Raw genomic sequence first — 17,547 nt, forward strand, 5'->3', positions numbered from 1 at the left:
CCCCCCCCCCCCCCACCACCCACCCGGCGCGCGCGCCCGCGGGGGCCGCCGCGCCGAGCCGGCAGGCACCCGCCAACGGCCCCGCGCTGACCGTGTCGACCACCCCGTACTACTGGGACGTGCCCTGCGACCACGCCTTCCTGGTCGACCGCAGCCCGAAGAACGTGCCGAAGCCGCCCCCGCAGCAGGACGCCGTCGGCTGGGCCACCCCCCTCAACGCGGTCTCCGCGAACCGGCAGATGACCGTCCTCACCGTGCAGGGCACCGGCCCGGAGACGGTGGTCCTGGAGGACCTGCACGTCCGGGTGGTGGACAGCGGACCGGCGCTCGACTGGAACCAGTACGTGATGGGCAACGGCTGCGGCGGCCAGGTGGACGTCACGGCCTTCGACGTCTCCCTCGACCTGGGCACCCCGCTGGCGACGCCGATCGGGGGTCAGCGGGACTTCCCGTACAGCGTGAGCGAGTCCGACCCCGAGGTCTTCCACGTCAACGCGCACACCAGCGGCCAGAACGTCAGCTGGTACCTGGAGCTGGAGTGGTCCAGCGGCGGCCGGCACGGCACGACCCGCGTCGACGACCACGGCAAGCCGTTCCGCACCAGCGCCTCCAAGGACAGCTCCTACTACGCGTACCCCCTCGGCAGTGACGCGTGGGAGTTCGTGGAAGGCGAGTGACATGGGGTGACGCCCCGCCCGCTGCGAAGCCGCACACGTGTCCGCATCACGGAAAGGAACTTGTAGGCGGCACGTACTTCTCTAGGCTGCGGGCATGACCCCGACCGAGACCGCGCCCGCCGACACCGCCGCCCCCCTGCCCCCGCTCGCCGCGCGGGCCCGGTCGATCGGCGGTTCGCCCGTACGGGACATCCTCGCCGTCACCGCCCGCCCCGAGGTGATCAACTTCGCGGGCGGGCTGCCGGCGCCCGAGCTGTTCGACGCGGAGGGCATCGCCGCCGCGTACCGGGACGTCCTCGCGGAGACTCCCGCGCGGGCCCTCCAGTACTCCACCACCGAGGGCGAGCCCTCCCTGCGGGCCGCGCTCGCCGCCCGTACGTCGGTGCGCGGACTGGCCACCGACGCCGAGGACATCCTCGTCACCACCGGCTCGCAGCAGGCCCTGTCGCTCCTCGCCACGGCCCTGCTCGAACCCGGCGACACCGTCCTGGTCGAGAGCCCCTGCTACCTGGCAGCGCTCCAGGCCTTCGGCTTCGCGGGCGCCCGGGTCGTCGCCGTCCCCGGCGACGAGGACGGGATCGATCCCGCCGCGCTGGAGGAGCTGGTGGCGCGCGAGCGCCCCAAGCTCCTCTACACGGTCCCCACCTTCCAGAACCCCACCGGACGCACCATGCCCGCCGCCCGCCGGGCCGCCGTCGCCGAGGTCGCCGGGCGGTGCGGCCTGTGGATCGTCGAGGACGACCCGTACGGGGAGCTGCGCTTCGAGGGCGAGCGGGTGCCGTGGATCGCCTCCTGCGACGGGGCCCGGGACCGGACCGTGCTGCTCGGCTCCTTCTCCAAGGTCATGGCGCCCGGCCTGCGCCTGGGCTGGCTGCGGGCGCCCGCCGACCTGCTCCGGGCCTGCGCGGTCGCCAAACAGGCCGCCGACCTGCACACCCCGACCGTCAACCAGCTCGCCGCGGCCCGGTACCTGGCCGACCGCGACCTGGACGCGCACGTCGCGCACGTCGCCACCGTCTACGGTGCCCGCCGGGACGCCATGCTCGCGGGCCTCGCGGCCACGCTCCCGGCGGGGTCGGTGTGGACCCGCCCCGAGGGCGGCATGTTCCTGTGGGCCCGCCTGCCCGAGGGGTACGACACCACCGCCCTGCTGCCCGAGGTGGTCCGGCACGACGTGGCGTACGTCCCGGGCGCCCCCTTCCACGCGGGCACCCCCGACCGTGCCACCCTGCGGCTGTGCTTCGTCACGCAGACGCCGGACGAGATCGCGGAGGGGCTGCGGAGGCTGGGGGAGGGGCTGCGGGGCGCCGGTGCCTGTGCGGGGGCGTAGGTCCGGGTCCTAGGACCAAGAGCCGAGGCCGCGGCGCCGTACCCGAACGTACGGTGAGGTCATGGCTGACAGCGCACGGACGACGACACCGTTCGACCTCGACGCGTACCTCGCCCGGATCGGCTGGACGGGGGAGCGGCGGGCCGACGCCGCCACGCTCCGCGGGGTGCACCTCGCCCACGCCCGGGCCATCCCCTTCGAGAACCTCGACGCCCTCGGCGGCGGGGCCCCTTCCCTCCGGCTCGCCGACCTGACGGCCAAGCTGGTGCACGGCCGCCGGCGCGGCGGCTACTGCTACGAGCACAACACCCTGTTCGCGGCGGCCCTGGAAGCGCTGGGCTTCGGGGTGACCCTGCTCAGCGCACGGGTCGTCCTCGGCGCCGAGCGTTTCGAGGACCGCCCGCGCACGCACATGGCCCTGCTGGTCGAGGTCCCCGGCGACCCGCAGGAGTACCTGGCCGACGTCGGCTTCGGCGCTGCCGGCTCCCTGCTGGAACCGGTGCCGCTGACGGCGGACACCGAGTTCCACGACGCCGGACGCGTGCACCGGCTGGTGCACGCGCCGCACCGGGGGCCACTGGAGACGTGGGTGCTGGAGGCGCGCGGGGCCGGGGGCTGGGTGGCGCAGTACGCCTTCACCGTCGAGCCGTTCGAGCGGCCCGACTTCGAGGTCGTCAACTGGCACGTCGCCACGAACCCCCGCTCCCCGTTCACCCACGGCCCCTACATCCAGCGCCTCACCCCCGACGCCCACCTGCTCCTCGAATCGGGCCGCGTCACCACGACCCGCGCCGACGGCACGGTCACCGCACACAGACCGGCCGACGAGACGGAGGCCCGGCGCGTGCTGGCGGAGGACTTCGGCATCGACGCGCCGGAAGGTCTGCGGCTGCTCGGCTGACCCCTGTCGAGAACGGGCCGTCGGGGTACGGATGGGGAATGTGTGCTTCCAGTGGTTTGTGTGGGGTAACGGTGGATAGCCAACTGGTCGTTGTGCGACACCAGTTCGGGCGCTGACACGGCGCCCGTCTCACGAAGGGGGAGGCATCCGTGCGTACCCGCACCGGATGGCGACGCGCCCTGCTCGGCGCGTTCGCGAGCCTGACCGCGACCATCGGCCTGACGGCCGGCCTGTCCGCACCCGCCGCGGCCGCCGCCGGCACACCGGCGGCCGTCACGAAGTACAGCCACAGCAGCGAGGCCGGTGACTACATCGGGCAGGGTGCCAAGGCCGCCTACACGCCCGCGACGGCGACCATCACGGCCGGCGGGGACGCGGAGTACGTGCGCTTCCGGGTCTGGGTGGAGACCGAGGAGGACGTCACCTGGTGGGACGTCGACCTCGCCGCGCCCAAGGGGGAGAAGCTGCGGCCGGGCGTCTACCGGAACGCGGAGCGGGCCTCGTTCCGCACCGGCCGCTCACCGGGGCTCGACGTGTCCGGTGACGGGCGGGGCTGCAACGAGGTGTGGGGCCAGTTCTCGGTCAACCAGATCGAGACGGACGCCACCGGCGCGATCACCGCCCTGGACGCGAGCTACGTCCAGCGCTGCGAGAGCGCGGACGCGCCGGCTCTCCGCGGCGTCGTCAAGTACCAGGCATACCCGCTCAGTTACCAGTACACCAGCGACGCCGGGGACTACATCGGCCAGGGCGGCGGCGCCACCCACCTGGGCGCCACCAGCACCTTCTCGCTCAGCCCGTACGGCGACGGTGTCCAGTACGGCGTCTCCGGCAAGCGGGAGGACTGGAGCGCCATCCTGACCCCGCCCGCCGGCGAGCGGTTCGAGGCCGGCCGCACCTACCGGGCGGAGCGCGGCGGCGGAGAGGGCGTGGCCGGGCTGGACGTCTTCGGCAACGGGCGCGGCTGCAACGAGGTGAGCGGCGAACTGACCGTCCAGCGCCTCGCGTTGGGCGAGGACGGCACGGTCGAGGCGTTCGCCGCCACCTTCGTCCAGCACTGCGAGGGTGCCGGGCCGGCGCTGCGCGGAACGATCCGCTACTACGCCTGACCCGGCCCCGCGTCAGAGGCGCTCGGGCGTCCTGATGCCCAGCAGGGCCATGCCCTGGTGCAGGGTGCGGGCCGTGACGTCGCACAGGAAGAGGCGGTTCTCGACCTGCTGCGGCGTCTCGGCCTTCAGGACCGGGCACTTGTCGTAGAACGACGTGAACAGCGACGCCACCTGGTAGAGGTACGCCGTCAGCTTGTGCGGGGCGTACTCCGCGGCCGCCTCGAAGACCGTGTCGCCGAACGCGTCCAGGTGCAGGCCAAGCGCCCGCTCCGCCGCGTGCAGCTCCAGCTCCGGGTGGGCGGCGGGGCGGACCTCGCCGGCCTTGCGGAGGATGGACCGGATCCTGGCGTAGGCGTACTGGAGGTACACGCTGGTGTCGCCGTTGAGCGAGACCATCTGGTCCAGGTCGAACTTGTAGTCGCGGCTCGGCGACGTCGACAGGTCCGCGTACTTCACGGCGCCGATGCCGACCTGGGCGGCCCGCTCCTGGATCTCGTCCTCGGTGAGGTCCCGCGCCTTCTCCCGCACGACCTCCGCCGCCCGCTGCACCGCCTCGTCCAGCAGGTCCTCGAGGCGCACGGTCTCGCCCGCACGCGTCTTGAAGGGCTTGCCGTCCGCGCCGAGCACCGTGCCGTAGCCCATGTTGTGCGCGGTGACGCCGTCGTTCAGCCAGCCGGCCCGGCGGGCGGTCTCGAAGACCATCTTGAAGTGCAGCGACTGGCGCACGTCGACGACGTAGAGCAGCGTGGTGGCGTCCAGGTCCTGGACGCGGTTGCGGATCGCCGTCAGGTCGGAGGCCGCGTAGCCGAAGCCGCCGTCGGCCTTCTGGACGATCAGCGGGACCGGCTGGTCGTCCTTGCCGCGGATCTCGTCGAAGAACACCACGAGCGCGCCCTCGGAGCGCACCGCGACACCCGTCTCCTCCAGGATGCGGGCGGTCTCGGGCATGCCCTCGTTGTACGCGGACTCGCCGACGATCTCGTCGTCGCGGATCTCCATGTCGAGCTTCTCGAAGACGGAGTAGAAGTAGACCTTCGACTCGTCGACGAACTGCTGCCACAGTTCGAGCGTCTCCTTGTCGCCGGACTGCAGGGCGACGACCCGCTTGCGGGCCCGCTCCTTGAACTCCTCGTCCGCGTCGAAGACCGCGCGCGACGCCTTGTACACCCGGTTCAGGTTCGACATGGCCTGCTCGCCGTCGACCTCTTCGGCCGGGGCCAGCTCGCCGGGGTGCTCGAACAGGTACTGGATGAGCATGCCGAACTGGGTGCCCCAGTCGCCGATGTGGTGCCGGCCGATCGTCTTCTCGCCGGTGAAGTCGAGCATGCCGCGCAGCGCGTCGCCGATGACCGCGGAGCGCAGGTGGCCGACGTGCATCTCCTTCGCCACGTTCGGCTGGGCGTAGTCGACGACCGTGACGCCGGCGTCCTTCTTCAGCGGCACGCCGAGGCGCTCGCCGTCCGCGTACCGCGCGGCCAGGTTCTCGGTGATCGCCCGGTCGCCGACGGTGATGTTCAGGAAGCCGGGTCCGGAGACCTCGACGTCCTTGATCAGGTCGCCCGTGGTGATGTGCGCGACGACCTCGGTGGCCAGCTCCCGCGGGTTCGCCTTGGCCTTCTTGGCCAGCGCGAGGATGCCGTTGGCCTGGTAGTCCGCCCGGTCGCTGCGTCGCAGGAGCGGATCCGCGGGTGCCTCCGGCCGGGTGGCTGAGAGGGCGGACGTGAGCTGCTGTTTGACGAGATCGGTGAGCGACGTGACCGAGGCCATAGGAGTGGGTGCCGTTCTCCTCGTGGGTTCAGGTAGACATCGGTCAGTATCCCACGTGGTGTGAAGCGGTTTTTTTGGCCGCGGGCCGGTGGGGGGCTGGTCGCGCAGTTCCCCGCGCCCCTTCGGGGCGCTGGTGAAAAGGCGTTTTCGCGGATGCGGGCCGGGCTGGGAGAATGGAACGGTCAGCCGTGCGACGTACCGGCCGACCGAGCAGACATCCAGCAAACTTCGGGAAAGAGGACGTGCCGATCGTGGCTCAGAGCACAGAGACCACCGACTGGGTCTCCCGTTTCGCGGACGAGGTCATCGCCGAGTCGGAGCGCCGTGCCCCGGGCAAACCTGTGGTCGTCGCGTCCGGGCTCTCCCCGTCGGGACCCATCCACCTGGGCAACCTCCGCGAGGTCATGACCCCGCACCTGGTCGGCGACGAGGTGCGCCGCCGCGGGCACGAGGTCCGGCACCTGATCTCCTGGGACGACTACGACCGCTACCGCAAGGTCCCCGCCGGGATCGCGGGCGTCGACGAGTCCTGGGCCGAGCACATCGGCAAGCCGCTCACCTCCGTCCCCGCCCCGAAGGGCTCCCCGTACCCGAACTGGGCCGAGCACTTCAAGGCCGCGATGGTCGAGTCGCTCGCCGAGATGGGCGTGGAGTTCGACGGGATCAGCCAGACCGCGCAGTACACCTCCGGGGTCTACCGCGAGCAGATCCTGCACGCCCTGAAGCACCGGCGGGACATCGACGCGATCCTCGCCCAGTACCGGACCAAGCCGAAGGCGGCGGCCAAGAAGTCGCAGAAGCCCGTCGACGAGGCCGAGCTGGAGGCCGCCGAGGGCTCCGGCGCCGCCGCCGAGGACGACGGCAGCCAGGGCTCCGCCGGGTACTTCCCGTACAAGCCGTACTGCGGCAACTGCGAGAAGGACCTGACCACGGTCACGGCGTACGACGACGACTCGACCGAGCTGACGTACGCCTGCACCGCGTGCGGCTTCTCCGAGACGGTCCGGCTCAGCGAGTTCAACCGCGGCAAGCTGGTCTGGAAGGTCGACTGGCCGATGCGCTGGGCGTACGAGGGCGTCGTCTTCGAGCCGAGCGGCGTCGACCACTCCTCGCCCGGGTCGTCGTTCCAGGTCGGCGGGCAGATCGTCGGGATCTTCGGCGGCGAGCAGCCGATCGGGCCGATGTACGCGTTCGTCGGCATCAGCGGCATGGCGAAGATGTCGTCGTCGAAGGGCGGGGTGCCCACCCCGGCCGACGCGCTCAAGATCATGGAGCCGCAGCTGCTGCGCTGGCTGTACGCCCGCCGCCGCCCGAACCAGTCCTTCAAGATCGCCTTCGACCAGGAGATCCAGCGGCTCTACGACGAGTGGGACCGCCTCGACGCCAAGGTCGCCGACGGCAGCGCGCTGCCCGCCGACGCCGCCGCGCACGCGCGTGCCGTGGGCACGGCCACCGGTGAGCTGCCGAGGACGCCCAGGCCGCTGCCGTACCGCACGCTCGCCTCGGTGGCCGACATCACCGCCGGGCACGAGGACCAGGCACTGCGCATCCTCAGCGAGCTGGACCCGGCCGACCCCCTGGCGACGCTGGCGGAGGCCCGGCCGCGCTACGACAAGGCCGAGGCGTGGATCAACAACCACGTCCCCGCCGACCAGCGCACCATCGTGCGCGAAGAGCCCGACGCCGAACTGCTCAAGTCGCTCGACGAGCCGAGCCGGCAGTCGCTGCGGCTCCTCCTCGACGGGCTGGCCGGCCAGTGGTCCCTGGACGGGCTCACACACCTCGTGTACGGCGTGCCCAAGGTCCAGGCCGGATTCTCGGCGGACGCCACACCCAAGGAACTGCCGCCGGAGATCAAGACCGCCCAGCGGACGTTCTTCGCGCTGCTGTACCACCTGCTCGTGGGCCGCGACACCGGCCCGCGGCTGCCCACGCTGCTCCTCGCGGTGGGGCAGGAGCGGGTGCGGACCCTGCTCGGCGACTGAGGTCTGCCGCGCCGTCGGCGGGTCGGTTGGTCAGCGGGTCAGCGCGAAGCCCGCGAAGAGGACGCCGGCCACGCTGACGGCGAGGAAGGCCAGGTGGCGGCGCGGGGGCGTGAGGTGGTCCGTCGCCTCGCCCCGGCGCCACCGCTCCAGCACCTCTCGGAGCGACTCGGCCGAGGCCCGGTGCTGCCCACGACCTGGTCCTACGGCGTCTGCCTGGCCCGGGCTTCCCGCTTCGCCCGGCTTCGAGCGACGACTCGCGGGGTGAACCTCACTCGGACCGTGTGGCTGACGGCCGCCGAGACCACGCCCCACAGGCCGCCCTGGAGCAGGATCTGCCAGGTGTCGTACTCTCCGGCGCCCAGTTTCGCCATGACGAGGAGCGGGAGCACGGCGTCACCGATCGTGAGCAGGTCCGGCCGGGGAGGGCGTTTCAGCGGGAGGTAGAGAGAACCGGCCGCGGCGAGGATTGTGACGGCGAGTCCGGTCAGTGCCAGCACCATGAGTAAAAAATTCCTTCAGAGGTTCCTTTAAGGATGCCTTTTTCGAGGCGCTCTTCTTCCCCTTCGGTGTGGGCATCGCCCAGCGCGTCACCGCGATGTGGACCGGTGTGACGGCGACGGCGTAGGCGACCCAGGCGCAGGTGGGAAGGGGTAGGAACAGAAATGATCCATCCGGGACGGAATGCGCCGTACGTTTTCTTGATTGCGCGCATTCCGTCCCGGATCGTATCACTGCGCCTTTACCACGGAGTAAGAGCGTGCCAGGCGTCGCTGACGGTGTCCGTGGCCTCGTCCCACTTGGTGGTGAATACGCCGATGGCCGGCGATATCAGCTCCTGCTGAAGGCGTGCGGCGATGACGGAACCGGAGCGCAGGCCGTCGGCGCCCCATTTGATGATTCCGGATACCCCGCCGAACTTCGTGAACGGGATGCCACCGGTGAATACGGAGATGGCCACGCCGGCGGCGGAGGAGAGGAAGGCGGAGGACGACCAGCCGTCGGTGAACCCGGTGATGATGGCGCCGGCTCCGCCCGTGATGAGGGAGACCGCGCCGGCCACGCCCGCGATGGCCTCACCCAGCGGCGGCGGGATCAGCAGGGAGGCGGCGGCGATGCCGCCGGAGACCGTGGAGACGGCGGACAGGACGTTCGCGATGTCCCGCCAGTCGTCCTTGGTGCCTCCGAGGAAGGTGCCCGGCTCCTCCACCTTGTCGCTGTCGCCGGTGTCGGAGGGGTCGACGCCGTCCTGCTTGTTCTTGCGGGCCTCCTCCGCCGCCTTCTTGGCCGCGGCGGCCTGCTCGGCCCTGCGCTTCTCGGCGGCGATCGAGCGTGCCTCCGAGGCCGCCTTGGCCGCCGTCGCCGCGTCCTTGCCGGCCTGGACGGCCGAGGCCCGGGCGGCGGTCGCGGAGGTCTGGGCGGCGTTGGCGGACTGCACCGCCGAGGCCGCCGACGCGGTGGCCCGGTTCGCCGAGTAGTTGGCACGTCGGGCAGCGGAGCGGGCGGCCAAGGCGGCGGACTTCGCCGTCTCGGCGGAGGCCGCGGCATCCTTCGCCGACTGCTCCGCATCGTCCGCGTGCGCGTCCGCCTCCCGCGCGTACTCGGCGGCCTGGGCGGCGGACTTCTTGGCCGCGTCGGCCCACTTGACCGCTTCGTCGGCGGCCTTGCGCGCCTCCGCCGCGGCCTTGGACGCCTCGGCAGCGTCCGTCTGCGCGTCCTGCGCGATCTTCGAGGCATGGGCGAGGGAGGCGCGGATGGCCGCGATGTGAGCCGCCGAGTCCGCGTCGAGCTGCACCATGCGGGGGTGGACGATGGTGAGGAAGTCCCGCACCATCCACTGCGGCCCGTCCAGCGCCACATTGGCCGCCATCTTGGTGTAGGGCCCGGCGGTGGAGAGGATCGTGAAGACGGCGGCGCTGTCGTCCTGCTTCTGCGCCTCCCCGTACTTCGTCGCGAAGAACTCGTGGAGTGCTTTGGCACTCCCGTCGGCGAGGGCCGCGGTTGCGGCCTGCTTGACCGCCTTGCCGGGGTTCTTCCCGAGGATGCGGAAGACCGAGGCGGAGTTGTCCGTCTTCGCCGCGTCGATCATTCCGCTGTTCAGGAAGGTGGCCGGGGCCGCGGGGTCTGCCGACTCCAGTGCCGCCTGCGCCGCCTCGGCCACGCTCACGGTGGAGATGCGGGAGAGGTAGAGAACGGTCTCCCGGTCGTCCTGGTTCTGAGCGATGACCCGGTCGGTGTCGATCCAGGCCAGGATCGCCTCGTCGTCGGAGGCGAGGGCGTACTCGGCGGCCTCACGGGTCCAGGTGCCGTGCGAGGTCAGCAGGCTGAGGCAGGCCTTGCGGCCGGCGGTGACCGCGGCACCCTCGTCGCCCGCCGCCAGGGCCTGTTCGGCGGCGGCGATGAGGTCCTTGGTCTCCGCTTCCTGCGACTGCTTCTCGGTGAGCTGGTTGCGGGCGGCCTCGACGTCCTGCTGCTCGATCGCGGCGAGCCGGCGGGCCTCGTCCCGCCCCTGCTCCGTGTGCTCCGCGATCTTCGTCTCTTCCGCCTCCCGGGCCTGCTGCTCCACCGCACGGGCATCGGTGACGGCCTTCATCGCCGCGTCCGCCGCTTCCTTGGCCTGGGCGGCGTACTTGGTGGAGCGGTTGGCGTGGTCGACGGCCTCGCCCGCGTGCTTCGCCGCCTCCTCCGCGGCGTCGGCCGCCTTGTCGGCGTGGGCGGCGGCCGAGTTGGCGGCATCCCTCGCCGTACGGGCCGAACTCGCCGCGACGGCGGCCAGGGACTGGGCGGCGCCGGCGGCCCTGGTCGCCCGTGCCGCCTGCGCGTCCGCTTCCGCGGCGGCGGCCCGGGCGGCTGCGGCCTGGGACTGGGCGGCGCCGGCGGCGGAGGCCGCTGCGGCGGCCGAGTTCGCGGCGGAGGCGGCGTTGCGCGCCGCGGAGGCGGCGGCGGAACCGGCCGAGGACGCCTGCGCGGCGGCCGTCGCGGCATGGTCCGCCGCCTTCGCGGCCGTGCGCGCCTTGCTCGCGGCATTGCGGGCGCCGACCGCGGCGTCCTTCGCGGCCTTCGCCTTGGAGGCGTCCGTGGAGGCGGCGATGGCGGCCCGGTAGGCGGACGAGGCCGCGCGCGCGGCACTCGCCGCGGCGGCTGCCGCCGCCTGTGCGGACCATGCGGCGCGGCGGGCCGCGGACTGAGCCGCGTTGGACGCGGAGATGGCGGTACGTGCCGCCTTCGCGGCACCGGTCGCCGCACCGGCCGCCTTGTGCGCGGCGCGGCCGGCCTTGGCGACGTCGTTCTTCGCCGCCTCGGCCTCGGCGGCCGCTTCCAGCGCGGCCTCCTTCGCCTTGGCGGCGGCCGTCTGCGCCTTCTCCGACTCGGCCTTCGCCTGTTCGGTCGTCAGCTGGGCCCGCTTGCCCTCGCGTTCGACGATGGCGACGAGCTGGTCGATGGTGGCCGTCTCCTTGTCCCGGGCGCGGGCGATGTGCTGCCCGGTCTCCAGGAACCAGTGGATGGCCGCCGCCGTGCCCTCGTCCAGGGCCCGCTGCGCGTATGTCTTCAGCTCGGGCGAGGCGGTGGCGAGGATCTTGAAGACCTCCGCCCGCTCGTCCTCGAACCGCGCGGTGAACTGCTCCTCGCTGACGAACTTCAACAGCGCTTCGCTCGAACCGTCCGAGAGCGCGGCGCTCGCGGCCTCCTGCACGCTCGTGTCGCCCTGGTTCATCAGGGTGAAGGTGAGGACGCGGAGGTCCTCCAGCTGCGACGCCTCGTAGCCGCCGGCCAGGAAGGCGGCGATCGCGTCGTCCCCGGCGGTCAGCGCGGCCGTGATGTCGCGCGCGGTGCCCTTGCCGGTGGCGGACAAGGCCTTGAAGAGAGCGACGCGGTTGTCCTCGGCCACCGCGGCGGGCAGCTCCGTGGCCACGAACTGCTCGGCTGCGGCAGTGGAGCCCGCAAGCGCCGTCGCGGCTGCTCTCCGCACGGCCTGGCCCCCCGCCTTCCAGGCGCTCACCGCCTTGCCGCGCGCGGTGTCCGGCAGCGAGGGCAGGGCCGGTACGTCACCGGCGGCGGGGGCGGCGTAGGCCCGGGCGGGCGTGACCAGGGGAAGCGTGGCGACGGCCGTGGTCGCGGCGGCGGTGCTCAGGAAGCGGCGTCTGCTCCAGAAAGTGGTATTCACCTAAGTCAAAGTCCATCCGGTGGGCAACTGGTGGTGCCACAGGTGATGCTGACGGCGCGCCAGTTGCGAACGGGTCATCGGCTCGTACATGGCCGACAACACCCGTGCCGTCCGGTGACGTTGGGCCGCCCGACACCAGACCGAACGCGAGTGCTGCAGACATGTGATCGTGACCGTACGCAAGTGAAGAGTCGATGACCACCGGTTGGATGTCCTGTGCACGCGTGAGAAGTCGCACACCCACGGTAATCGGTGGCAAGTACTGAGATTTCGGACCTTGACTCATGTTCTCGTGAGCGATCACGTGTTTGAATTCGGCGGGCCTCCGGCTGACAACACCCCAGTGTGAGCGGCCGGTTGCCCGGTGCGTGACCACAGCTCATCGACGAGTCAGGGGATTTGTGTGAACCTCGCCAGACGGACCATCGCCACCGGTGCGCTCGCCGCGGCCTGCGCGGCCGCCGTCGTCGCCACCACCTACAGCGGTGACGCAGCCGAACCAACCCCCGCCACCGCGGTGGCGGACAGTCAGCCCGGTTACGCGGTGGAGGACTTCAACTACCCCCAGGCCGACAAGATCGAGGCCGAGCGGGGCATCGTCCTCAAGCGCGGCGACGGCCACATCGTCCTCGCCGAGTGCGGCAGCGAGACCGGCCTGCTGGAGATCTACACCCGCGCCAACTCGATGGTCTGCTTCCGCACCACCGGCACCTCGGGTTACCTCAGCCTGGAGATCGAGTCGGTCTACGGCGCGAAGGGCGCCTCGGACGTGGACACGGACCTGAAGCTGAAGGCGCCCGACGACGACGTGCAGGAGGTGTCCGTCCCGAAGGACTCCTTCACGCCCGTCGGTGAGTCCATCGATCCCGAGGGCCGAAGCCACGTTCTGGTGGAGATCGTCACCAACGCCTGACCCGGATGTCGCCCGCCCGGACGCATGCCTCCACCACGCCCAGCCGACCCGGCCGAACACGTCGCCCGGGTCGCCCTGCTTCAAGGAACCCAGACATGCCTCACCGCAGACCGGTGCGCCTCGCCGCACTCACGGTCTCCGCGCTGGCCGGGGCGGCCGCGCTGACCTCCGCGCCCGCCGTAGCCGTCACCGGCCCAGCCGTCGCCGACGCCGACACCAGCCTTGGATACGCCGCCCAACTGACGATCGGTGACCACGACCGCGGCTGCTCCGGTGTCCTGGTCGACACCGAATGGCTGCTCACCGCGGCCAGCTGCTTCGCCGACAAGCCCGCCGAGAGCCTCGCCGTGCCCGCCGGCAAACCGGCCAAGGCCACCACCGCGACCATCGGCCGCGCCGAACTCACCGGCACCGGGGGCGCGGTCCGCCAGGTCGTCGAGCTGGTCCCGCGCACCGACCGCGACGTGGTCCTGGCCCGGCTCAACCGCCCGGTCACCAACGTCACCCCCCTCGCGCCGGCCACCACCGCCCCCACCGCGGGCGAGGAGCTGACGCTCGCCGGCTACGGCCGCTCCAAGACCGAGTGGGCGCCGCTGAACCTGCACACCGGGGTCTTCTCGGTGGACGCGGCCGACGCCACCACCGCCACCGTGACCGGCAAGGACGGCGTCGCCGCGTGCATGGGCGACACCGGCGGCCCGCTGGTCCGCACGGTGAACGGCACCAAGCAGCTGGCCGCCCTCGGCAGCCGCTCCTACCAGGGCGGATGCTTCGGCATCGACGCCGCCGAGACCCGCACCGGCGGCGTCGTCACCCGCGTCGACGACCTCGGCTCCTGGGTGGCGTCCAAGGCCGGCGCCAACCGGATCACCGACTTCAACTGCGACGGCGTGGAGGACATCGCCGTCGCCGACCCCGAGGCGACCGTCGGCGGCGACGCCAAGGCGGGCCTGGTCCGGGTCGTGTACGGCGGCGGCAAGGGCACGGCCGAGATCAACCAGGACCTCGACTGGGTGCCGGGCGGGTCCGAGGCCAACGACCTCTTCGGCCAGGCCATCGACACCGTCGACTACGACGAGGACGGCTGCACCGACCTCGTCGTCGGCACCCCGGGCGAGAACCTGGGCGACGCCGTCGACGCCGGCATGGCCGACGTGCTCCACGGCGCGCGCGGCGGCATCGGCACCGGCGCCACCAAGAACACGCACTTCGAGCAGGCCGAGGGCAACGGCTCGATCAAGGCCTCCGCCCCGGAGAGCGGCGACCTGATGGGGCAGGCCGTGGTGGCCGGCACCACCGCCGCCGGTGAGCCCTTCGTCGTCATCGGCACGCCCGGCGAAGGCCTGGGCGACCTGGCCAAGGCGGGCGAGGCGTTCTACGTGCGCGGCGGCACCAACGTCTCCGTCCACCAGGACAGGCTCGGCGTCCCGGGCGGCGTGGAGGCGGGCGACGGCTTCGGCGCCGTCCTGGCCGCCGACGCCAACCACCTCGCCATCGGCGCGCCCGACGAGAACATCGGCGGCGACGACGCGGCCGGCAACCTCGCGGTCTTCACGCACACGCTGAACAGCGAGAAGCGGCCCACCGCCCTCTTCGGCCTCGACCAGGACCTGGACACCGTCTCCGGCGGTGCCGAGGCCGGTGACCGCTTCGGCGCGGCCCTGGCACTGGCCCCGTACCGCCCGGCGGGCGCCGCCACGGCCAACGAGTCGATCCTCGCGGTCGGTTCGCCGGGCGAGGCCCTGAACGTGGACGGCGTCAGCAAGGCGCAGACCGGCGGCGTCATCACTTTCCGGGTCACCGCCGCGGGCACCTACACCCAGCTCGACGGGTACTCCTCCGGTACGGCCGACGACGACGTCTCCGGCACCTCCGAGGCCGGTGACCACTTCGGCGCCACCATCACCGCGATCAACACGGCGCCGCGCGCCGTGAGCACCGCGGCGACGATGAGGATGGCCATCGGCGTCCCGGACGAGGCCGTCGGCTCCGCGAAGGCGTCCGGCGCGGTCCACGTGTTCTCGATGCTGGGCGCGCCCGGTGCCAACGACAAGTGGATCGAGTCCGGCGACGGCGACGGCATCCCCGGTGCCCCGGGCGCCAACCAGCGTCTGGGTTCGAGCATCCACTTCACCGGCAGCCACCTGTACGTCGGCATGCCCTACGGCCCCAGCAGCACCGGTGCCCTCTACGCCCTGCCGATGTCCAACGTGACCCTCGGCCAGCCCACCGCCGCGGTCACGGCCTACCAGCCGGGACAGGGCGGGCTCCCGTCAGCCGGCACGGCCTTCGGCCACGCCGCACGCTGACGCCACGGAGCTGAGAAGGGGGCGCCCAGTCACCGGGCGCCCCCTTCGTCGTACGACCGCCGGTCAGGCGATGTGATCCTCTTCCAGCTCCGCGTTGTAGCGGTTCGTGAAACGGCTCACCAGACGCTTCGAGTCCTCCGCGGACATGGCGGTGCCGAACTCCGCCTCGACGTTCTCGCCGAACTCGCGAGGCGTCGGATAGCTGCCGTTGATGGACTGCTTGAAGACCTGGTAGTACGAGTCCTCGTCCGGCTCCGCCTGTGGGCTGCCGCCCCCCTCGCCCAGCTCACGGGTGCGGTGCGGCCCCACCGGTATGGGGAAACTCCCCGTGTCCTCAAAAGAGGGCTCCTGGACGGGCGGCGGCTCCTCGAACTGCTGCCGGTACTCGTCCGCCTGCTGCTGCTCCGCGTACCACTGCGCGTACTGGTCGTCCGGGTCGTACGCGGGGTCGTAGTCACCGCGGTACTCGACGGACTGCGGGTCCCGGGCGTGCAGCCACTGGTTCTGGTCCGGCTCCGGTTCCTCCCACACCGGCTCCGGCTCCCGGCCGTCCGTCAGCTCTGGACGCCGCTCCGCGGCCGGCTCGGCCTTGCGCAGCGAAGGCGGGGCCGCGGGGCCCTCGGCGGCCTCCTCGGACCGCGGCGCCGGCGGCAGCAGGGCCGGTTCGATGCCCGCCGCCGCCAGACCCGCCGGAGCGGTCTGCGCGAGCGGGACGCCGTAGCGGGCCAGGCGCAGCGGCATCAGGGACTCCACGGGAGCCTTGCGGCGCCAGGAGCGGCCGAACCGGGAACGCAGCCGGGCCTGGTAGACCAGCCGCTCCTGCTCCAGCTTGATGACCTGCTCGTAGGAGCGCAGCTCCCACAGCTTCATCCGGCGCCACAGCAGGAACGTCGGCACCGGGGAGAGCATCCACCGGGTGAGGCGGACGCCCTCCATGTGCTTGTCGGCGGTGATGTCGGCGATCCGGCCGATGGCGTGCCGGGCGGCCTCGACGGACACCACGAACAGGATCGGGATCACGCCGTGCATGCCGACACCCAGCGGGTCCGGCCAGGCCGCCGCGCCGTTGAACGCGATCGTCGCCGCCGTCAGCAGCCACGCCGTCTGGCGCAGCAGCGGGAAGGGGATGCGGATCCAGGTCAGCAGCAGGTCGAGGGCGAGCAGCACGCAGATGCCCGCGTCGATGCCGATCGGGAAGACGTAGCTGAAGTTCCCGAAGCCCTTCTTCAGCGCCAGTTCCCGCACCGCCGCGTAGGAACCCGCGAAGCCGATCCCGGCGATGATGACGGCGCCGAAGACGACCATGCCGATGAGAACGCGATGCGTCCGGGTCAGCTGTAGTGGCGCGGCCACCCGTACTCCCCTCCCAGTGCCTGTTGTTGCGCGCAACAGAGTGGCACATGTGTACGGGGAACGGGTGGCCGGTGGGTCGTTACGGTCCCTCAGCCCGACTTCGACGACGACTTCGAGGCCGTCGAGGAGGGCTTCTGCGACGGCGACGCCGCGCCGCTCGACCCGCTGCCGTTGGCCTTCGTCACCGCGGCCACCGCCTCCTTGGCCGCCTTCTGCGCGTCCTTCACCAGGTCGTCCGCGTCCGGCGCCTTCTCGCCGGCCAGACCCGCGCCGTTGTAGTCGAGGGTGACGACGACGTTCTCGACGCGCGTCACGACCGTCTGCTGCTTGAAGGTGCCTTCCTTCTTCTTCAGGTCGTAGCGCACGACCGAGGCCTCGTCACCCGTGCCGCCGACCGGCGTGGTCTTGAGGCTCTGGGCACCTTCGGCGCTCTGCGCGTCCTTGAGCTGCTTCGTGTAGTAGTCGTGCGCCAGCTCGTCGCCCGCACCGCGCGTCGCGTCCGACTCGAAGCGCAGCATCGACACGCTCAGCCAGCGGAACTGGGAGCCCTTCACGCCGTTGTCGTCGAGGCTGTCCCACGAGCAACCGACCCGGGTGGCGGTGTCGTTGGAGGCGCCCTCCTTGCCGGAGTCGCCCTTCGGGACCAGGTCCTTCAGCGACTTCTTCGACAGCACCGAGCACGGCTCCGGAAGCTTCGCGTACGCCGCCGCCCGCACCGTCGGGGAGGGGCTCGCGGACTTGGACGCGTCGGACTGCTCGGCGGCGGCCTTGTCCTTCCCGTCGCCGGAACCGGAGTCCGAGGAGCAGCCGGCCACCACCAGCACGGCGGGGACGGCGGCCGCGCAGACGACGACGCGGGTCAGCCGCGACGCTTTCCGCTCTCGCTGCTCACGCTTGTCTCGCTGGTCACGCTGGGCTCGTAGCTGCATGGTTCCTTCACTCATGACGCTCGTGGTTCCTGCGGTCGGAACGGGTCCGAGGAGCCACCGTACGCGGTGAAGAAATCGTGCGGGCCCGCTTCGGGGGCACCGCGCGCGCACG

12 protein-coding genes and 1 pseudogene are annotated in these 17,547 nt (G+C 71.9%); 7 read left to right on the plus strand and 6 right to left on the minus strand.

Features of this window, described 5'->3' with window-relative positions; translation table 11 throughout:
* The 4 genes and pseudogenes from DMH12_RS20040 to DMH12_RS20055 all read left to right on the plus strand — a co-directional run.
* Positions 1-677: pseudogene (locus DMH12_RS20040) on the plus strand (transcriptional regulator); the annotation flags it as partial.
* A 94-nt stretch (positions 678-771) separates the two neighbouring features.
* Positions 772-2,007 (plus strand): PLP-dependent aminotransferase family protein, encoded by a 1,236-nt coding sequence (locus DMH12_RS20045; RefSeq protein WP_125492911.1) that lies wholly within the window; start codon positions 772-774, stop codon positions 2,005-2,007.
* A 61-nt stretch (positions 2,008-2,068) separates the two neighbouring features.
* The gene (locus DMH12_RS20050) at positions 2,069-2,908 is read left to right on the plus strand and encodes an arylamine N-acetyltransferase (RefSeq protein ID WP_125492912.1); all 840 of its coding nucleotides are present in this window, start codon (positions 2,069-2,071) and stop codon (positions 2,906-2,908) included.
* Positions 2,909-3,057: 149 nt separating this feature from the next.
* Positions 3,058-4,017, plus strand: a complete 960-nt coding sequence (locus DMH12_RS20055; protein ID WP_260474259.1) for a hypothetical protein — start codon at positions 3,058-3,060, stop codon at positions 4,015-4,017.
* A gap of 12 nt (positions 4,018-4,029) precedes the next feature.
* On the opposite strand, the gene argS is transcribed toward DMH12_RS20055, so the two are convergent.
* Complete coding sequence (argS, locus tag DMH12_RS20060) at positions 4,030-5,784, minus strand: arginine--tRNA ligase (protein WP_125492913.1); 1,755 nt, start codon at positions 5,782-5,784, stop codon at positions 4,030-4,032.
* A gap of 242 nt (positions 5,785-6,026) precedes the next feature.
* On the opposite strand from argS, the gene lysS reads away from it, so the two are divergent.
* Positions 6,027-7,769 (plus strand): lysine--tRNA ligase, encoded by a 1,743-nt coding sequence (lysS, locus tag DMH12_RS20065; RefSeq protein ID WP_125492914.1) that lies wholly within the window; start codon positions 6,027-6,029, stop codon positions 7,767-7,769.
* Between the two features lie 30 nt (positions 7,770-7,799).
* Here the strand turns inward: lysS and DMH12_RS39850 are convergent, their stop codons facing one another.
* The 3 genes from DMH12_RS39850 to DMH12_RS20075 form a co-directional block, all read right to left on the minus strand.
* Entirely contained in the window at positions 7,800-7,922 is a 123-nt protein-coding gene (locus tag DMH12_RS39850) for a hypothetical protein (RefSeq protein ID WP_260474260.1), read from the minus strand.
* Between the two features lie 47 nt (positions 7,923-7,969).
* Positions 7,970-8,269 (minus strand): hypothetical protein, encoded by a 300-nt coding sequence (locus tag DMH12_RS20070; RefSeq protein WP_125492915.1) that lies wholly within the window; start codon positions 8,267-8,269, stop codon positions 7,970-7,972.
* 239 nt (positions 8,270-8,508) lie between these two features.
* Positions 8,509-11,931, minus strand: coding sequence for an ALF repeat-containing protein (locus tag DMH12_RS20075; RefSeq protein WP_125492916.1), 3,423 nt, complete (start codon positions 11,929-11,931; stop codon positions 8,509-8,511).
* 403 nt (positions 11,932-12,334) lie between these two features.
* Between DMH12_RS20075 and DMH12_RS20080 the strand changes: the two genes are divergently transcribed.
* Positions 12,335-12,844, plus strand: coding sequence for a hypothetical protein (locus DMH12_RS20080; protein WP_125492917.1), 510 nt, complete (start codon positions 12,335-12,337; stop codon positions 12,842-12,844).
* A gap of 95 nt (positions 12,845-12,939) precedes the next feature.
* Positions 12,940-15,153 (plus strand): trypsin-like serine protease, encoded by a 2,214-nt coding sequence (locus DMH12_RS20085; RefSeq protein ID WP_125492918.1) that lies wholly within the window; start codon positions 12,940-12,942, stop codon positions 15,151-15,153.
* A gap of 63 nt (positions 15,154-15,216) precedes the next feature.
* Here DMH12_RS20085 and DMH12_RS20090 read toward each other — a convergent pair whose 3' ends face one another.
* Positions 15,217-16,506 carry a DUF2637 domain-containing protein gene (locus DMH12_RS20090; protein WP_125492919.1) on the minus strand — a complete coding sequence of 430 codons (1,290 nt, stop codon included), beginning with the start codon at positions 16,504-16,506 and terminating at the stop codon, positions 15,217-15,219.
* Between the two features lie 89 nt (positions 16,507-16,595).
* Entirely contained in the window at positions 16,596-17,450 is an 855-nt protein-coding gene (locus DMH12_RS20095) for a DUF3558 family protein (protein ID WP_185832425.1), read from the minus strand.
* Between the last annotated feature and the right edge of the window lie 97 nt (positions 17,451-17,547).

This window comes from Streptomyces sp. WAC 04229 (genome assembly GCF_003947455.1).
GTDB lineage: Bacteria > Actinomycetota > Actinomycetes > Streptomycetales > Streptomycetaceae > Streptomyces.

What these genes read in the sequence shown, in the direction of transcription:
- DMH12_RS20045 (WP_125492911.1), top strand. Translation starts at nt 772, where the DNA reads ATGACCCCGACCGAGACCGCGCCCGCCGACACCGCCGCCCCCCTGCCC.
- DMH12_RS20050 (WP_125492912.1), top strand. Translation starts at nt 2,069, where the DNA reads ATGGCTGACAGCGCACGGACGACGACACCGTTCGACCTCGACGCGTAC.
- argS (WP_125492913.1), bottom strand. Translation starts at nt 5,784, where the DNA reads ATGGCCTCGGTCACGTCGCTCACCGATCTCGTCAAACAGCAGCTCACG.
- DMH12_RS20070 (WP_125492915.1), bottom strand. Translation starts at nt 8,269, where the DNA reads ATGGTGCTGGCACTGACCGGACTCGCCGTCACAATCCTCGCCGCGGCC.
- DMH12_RS20085 (WP_125492918.1), top strand. Translation starts at nt 12,940, where the DNA reads ATGCCTCACCGCAGACCGGTGCGCCTCGCCGCACTCACGGTCTCCGCG.
- DMH12_RS20095 (WP_185832425.1), bottom strand. Translation starts at nt 17,450, where the DNA reads ATGAGTGAAGGAACCATGCAGCTACGAGCCCAGCGTGACCAGCGAGAC.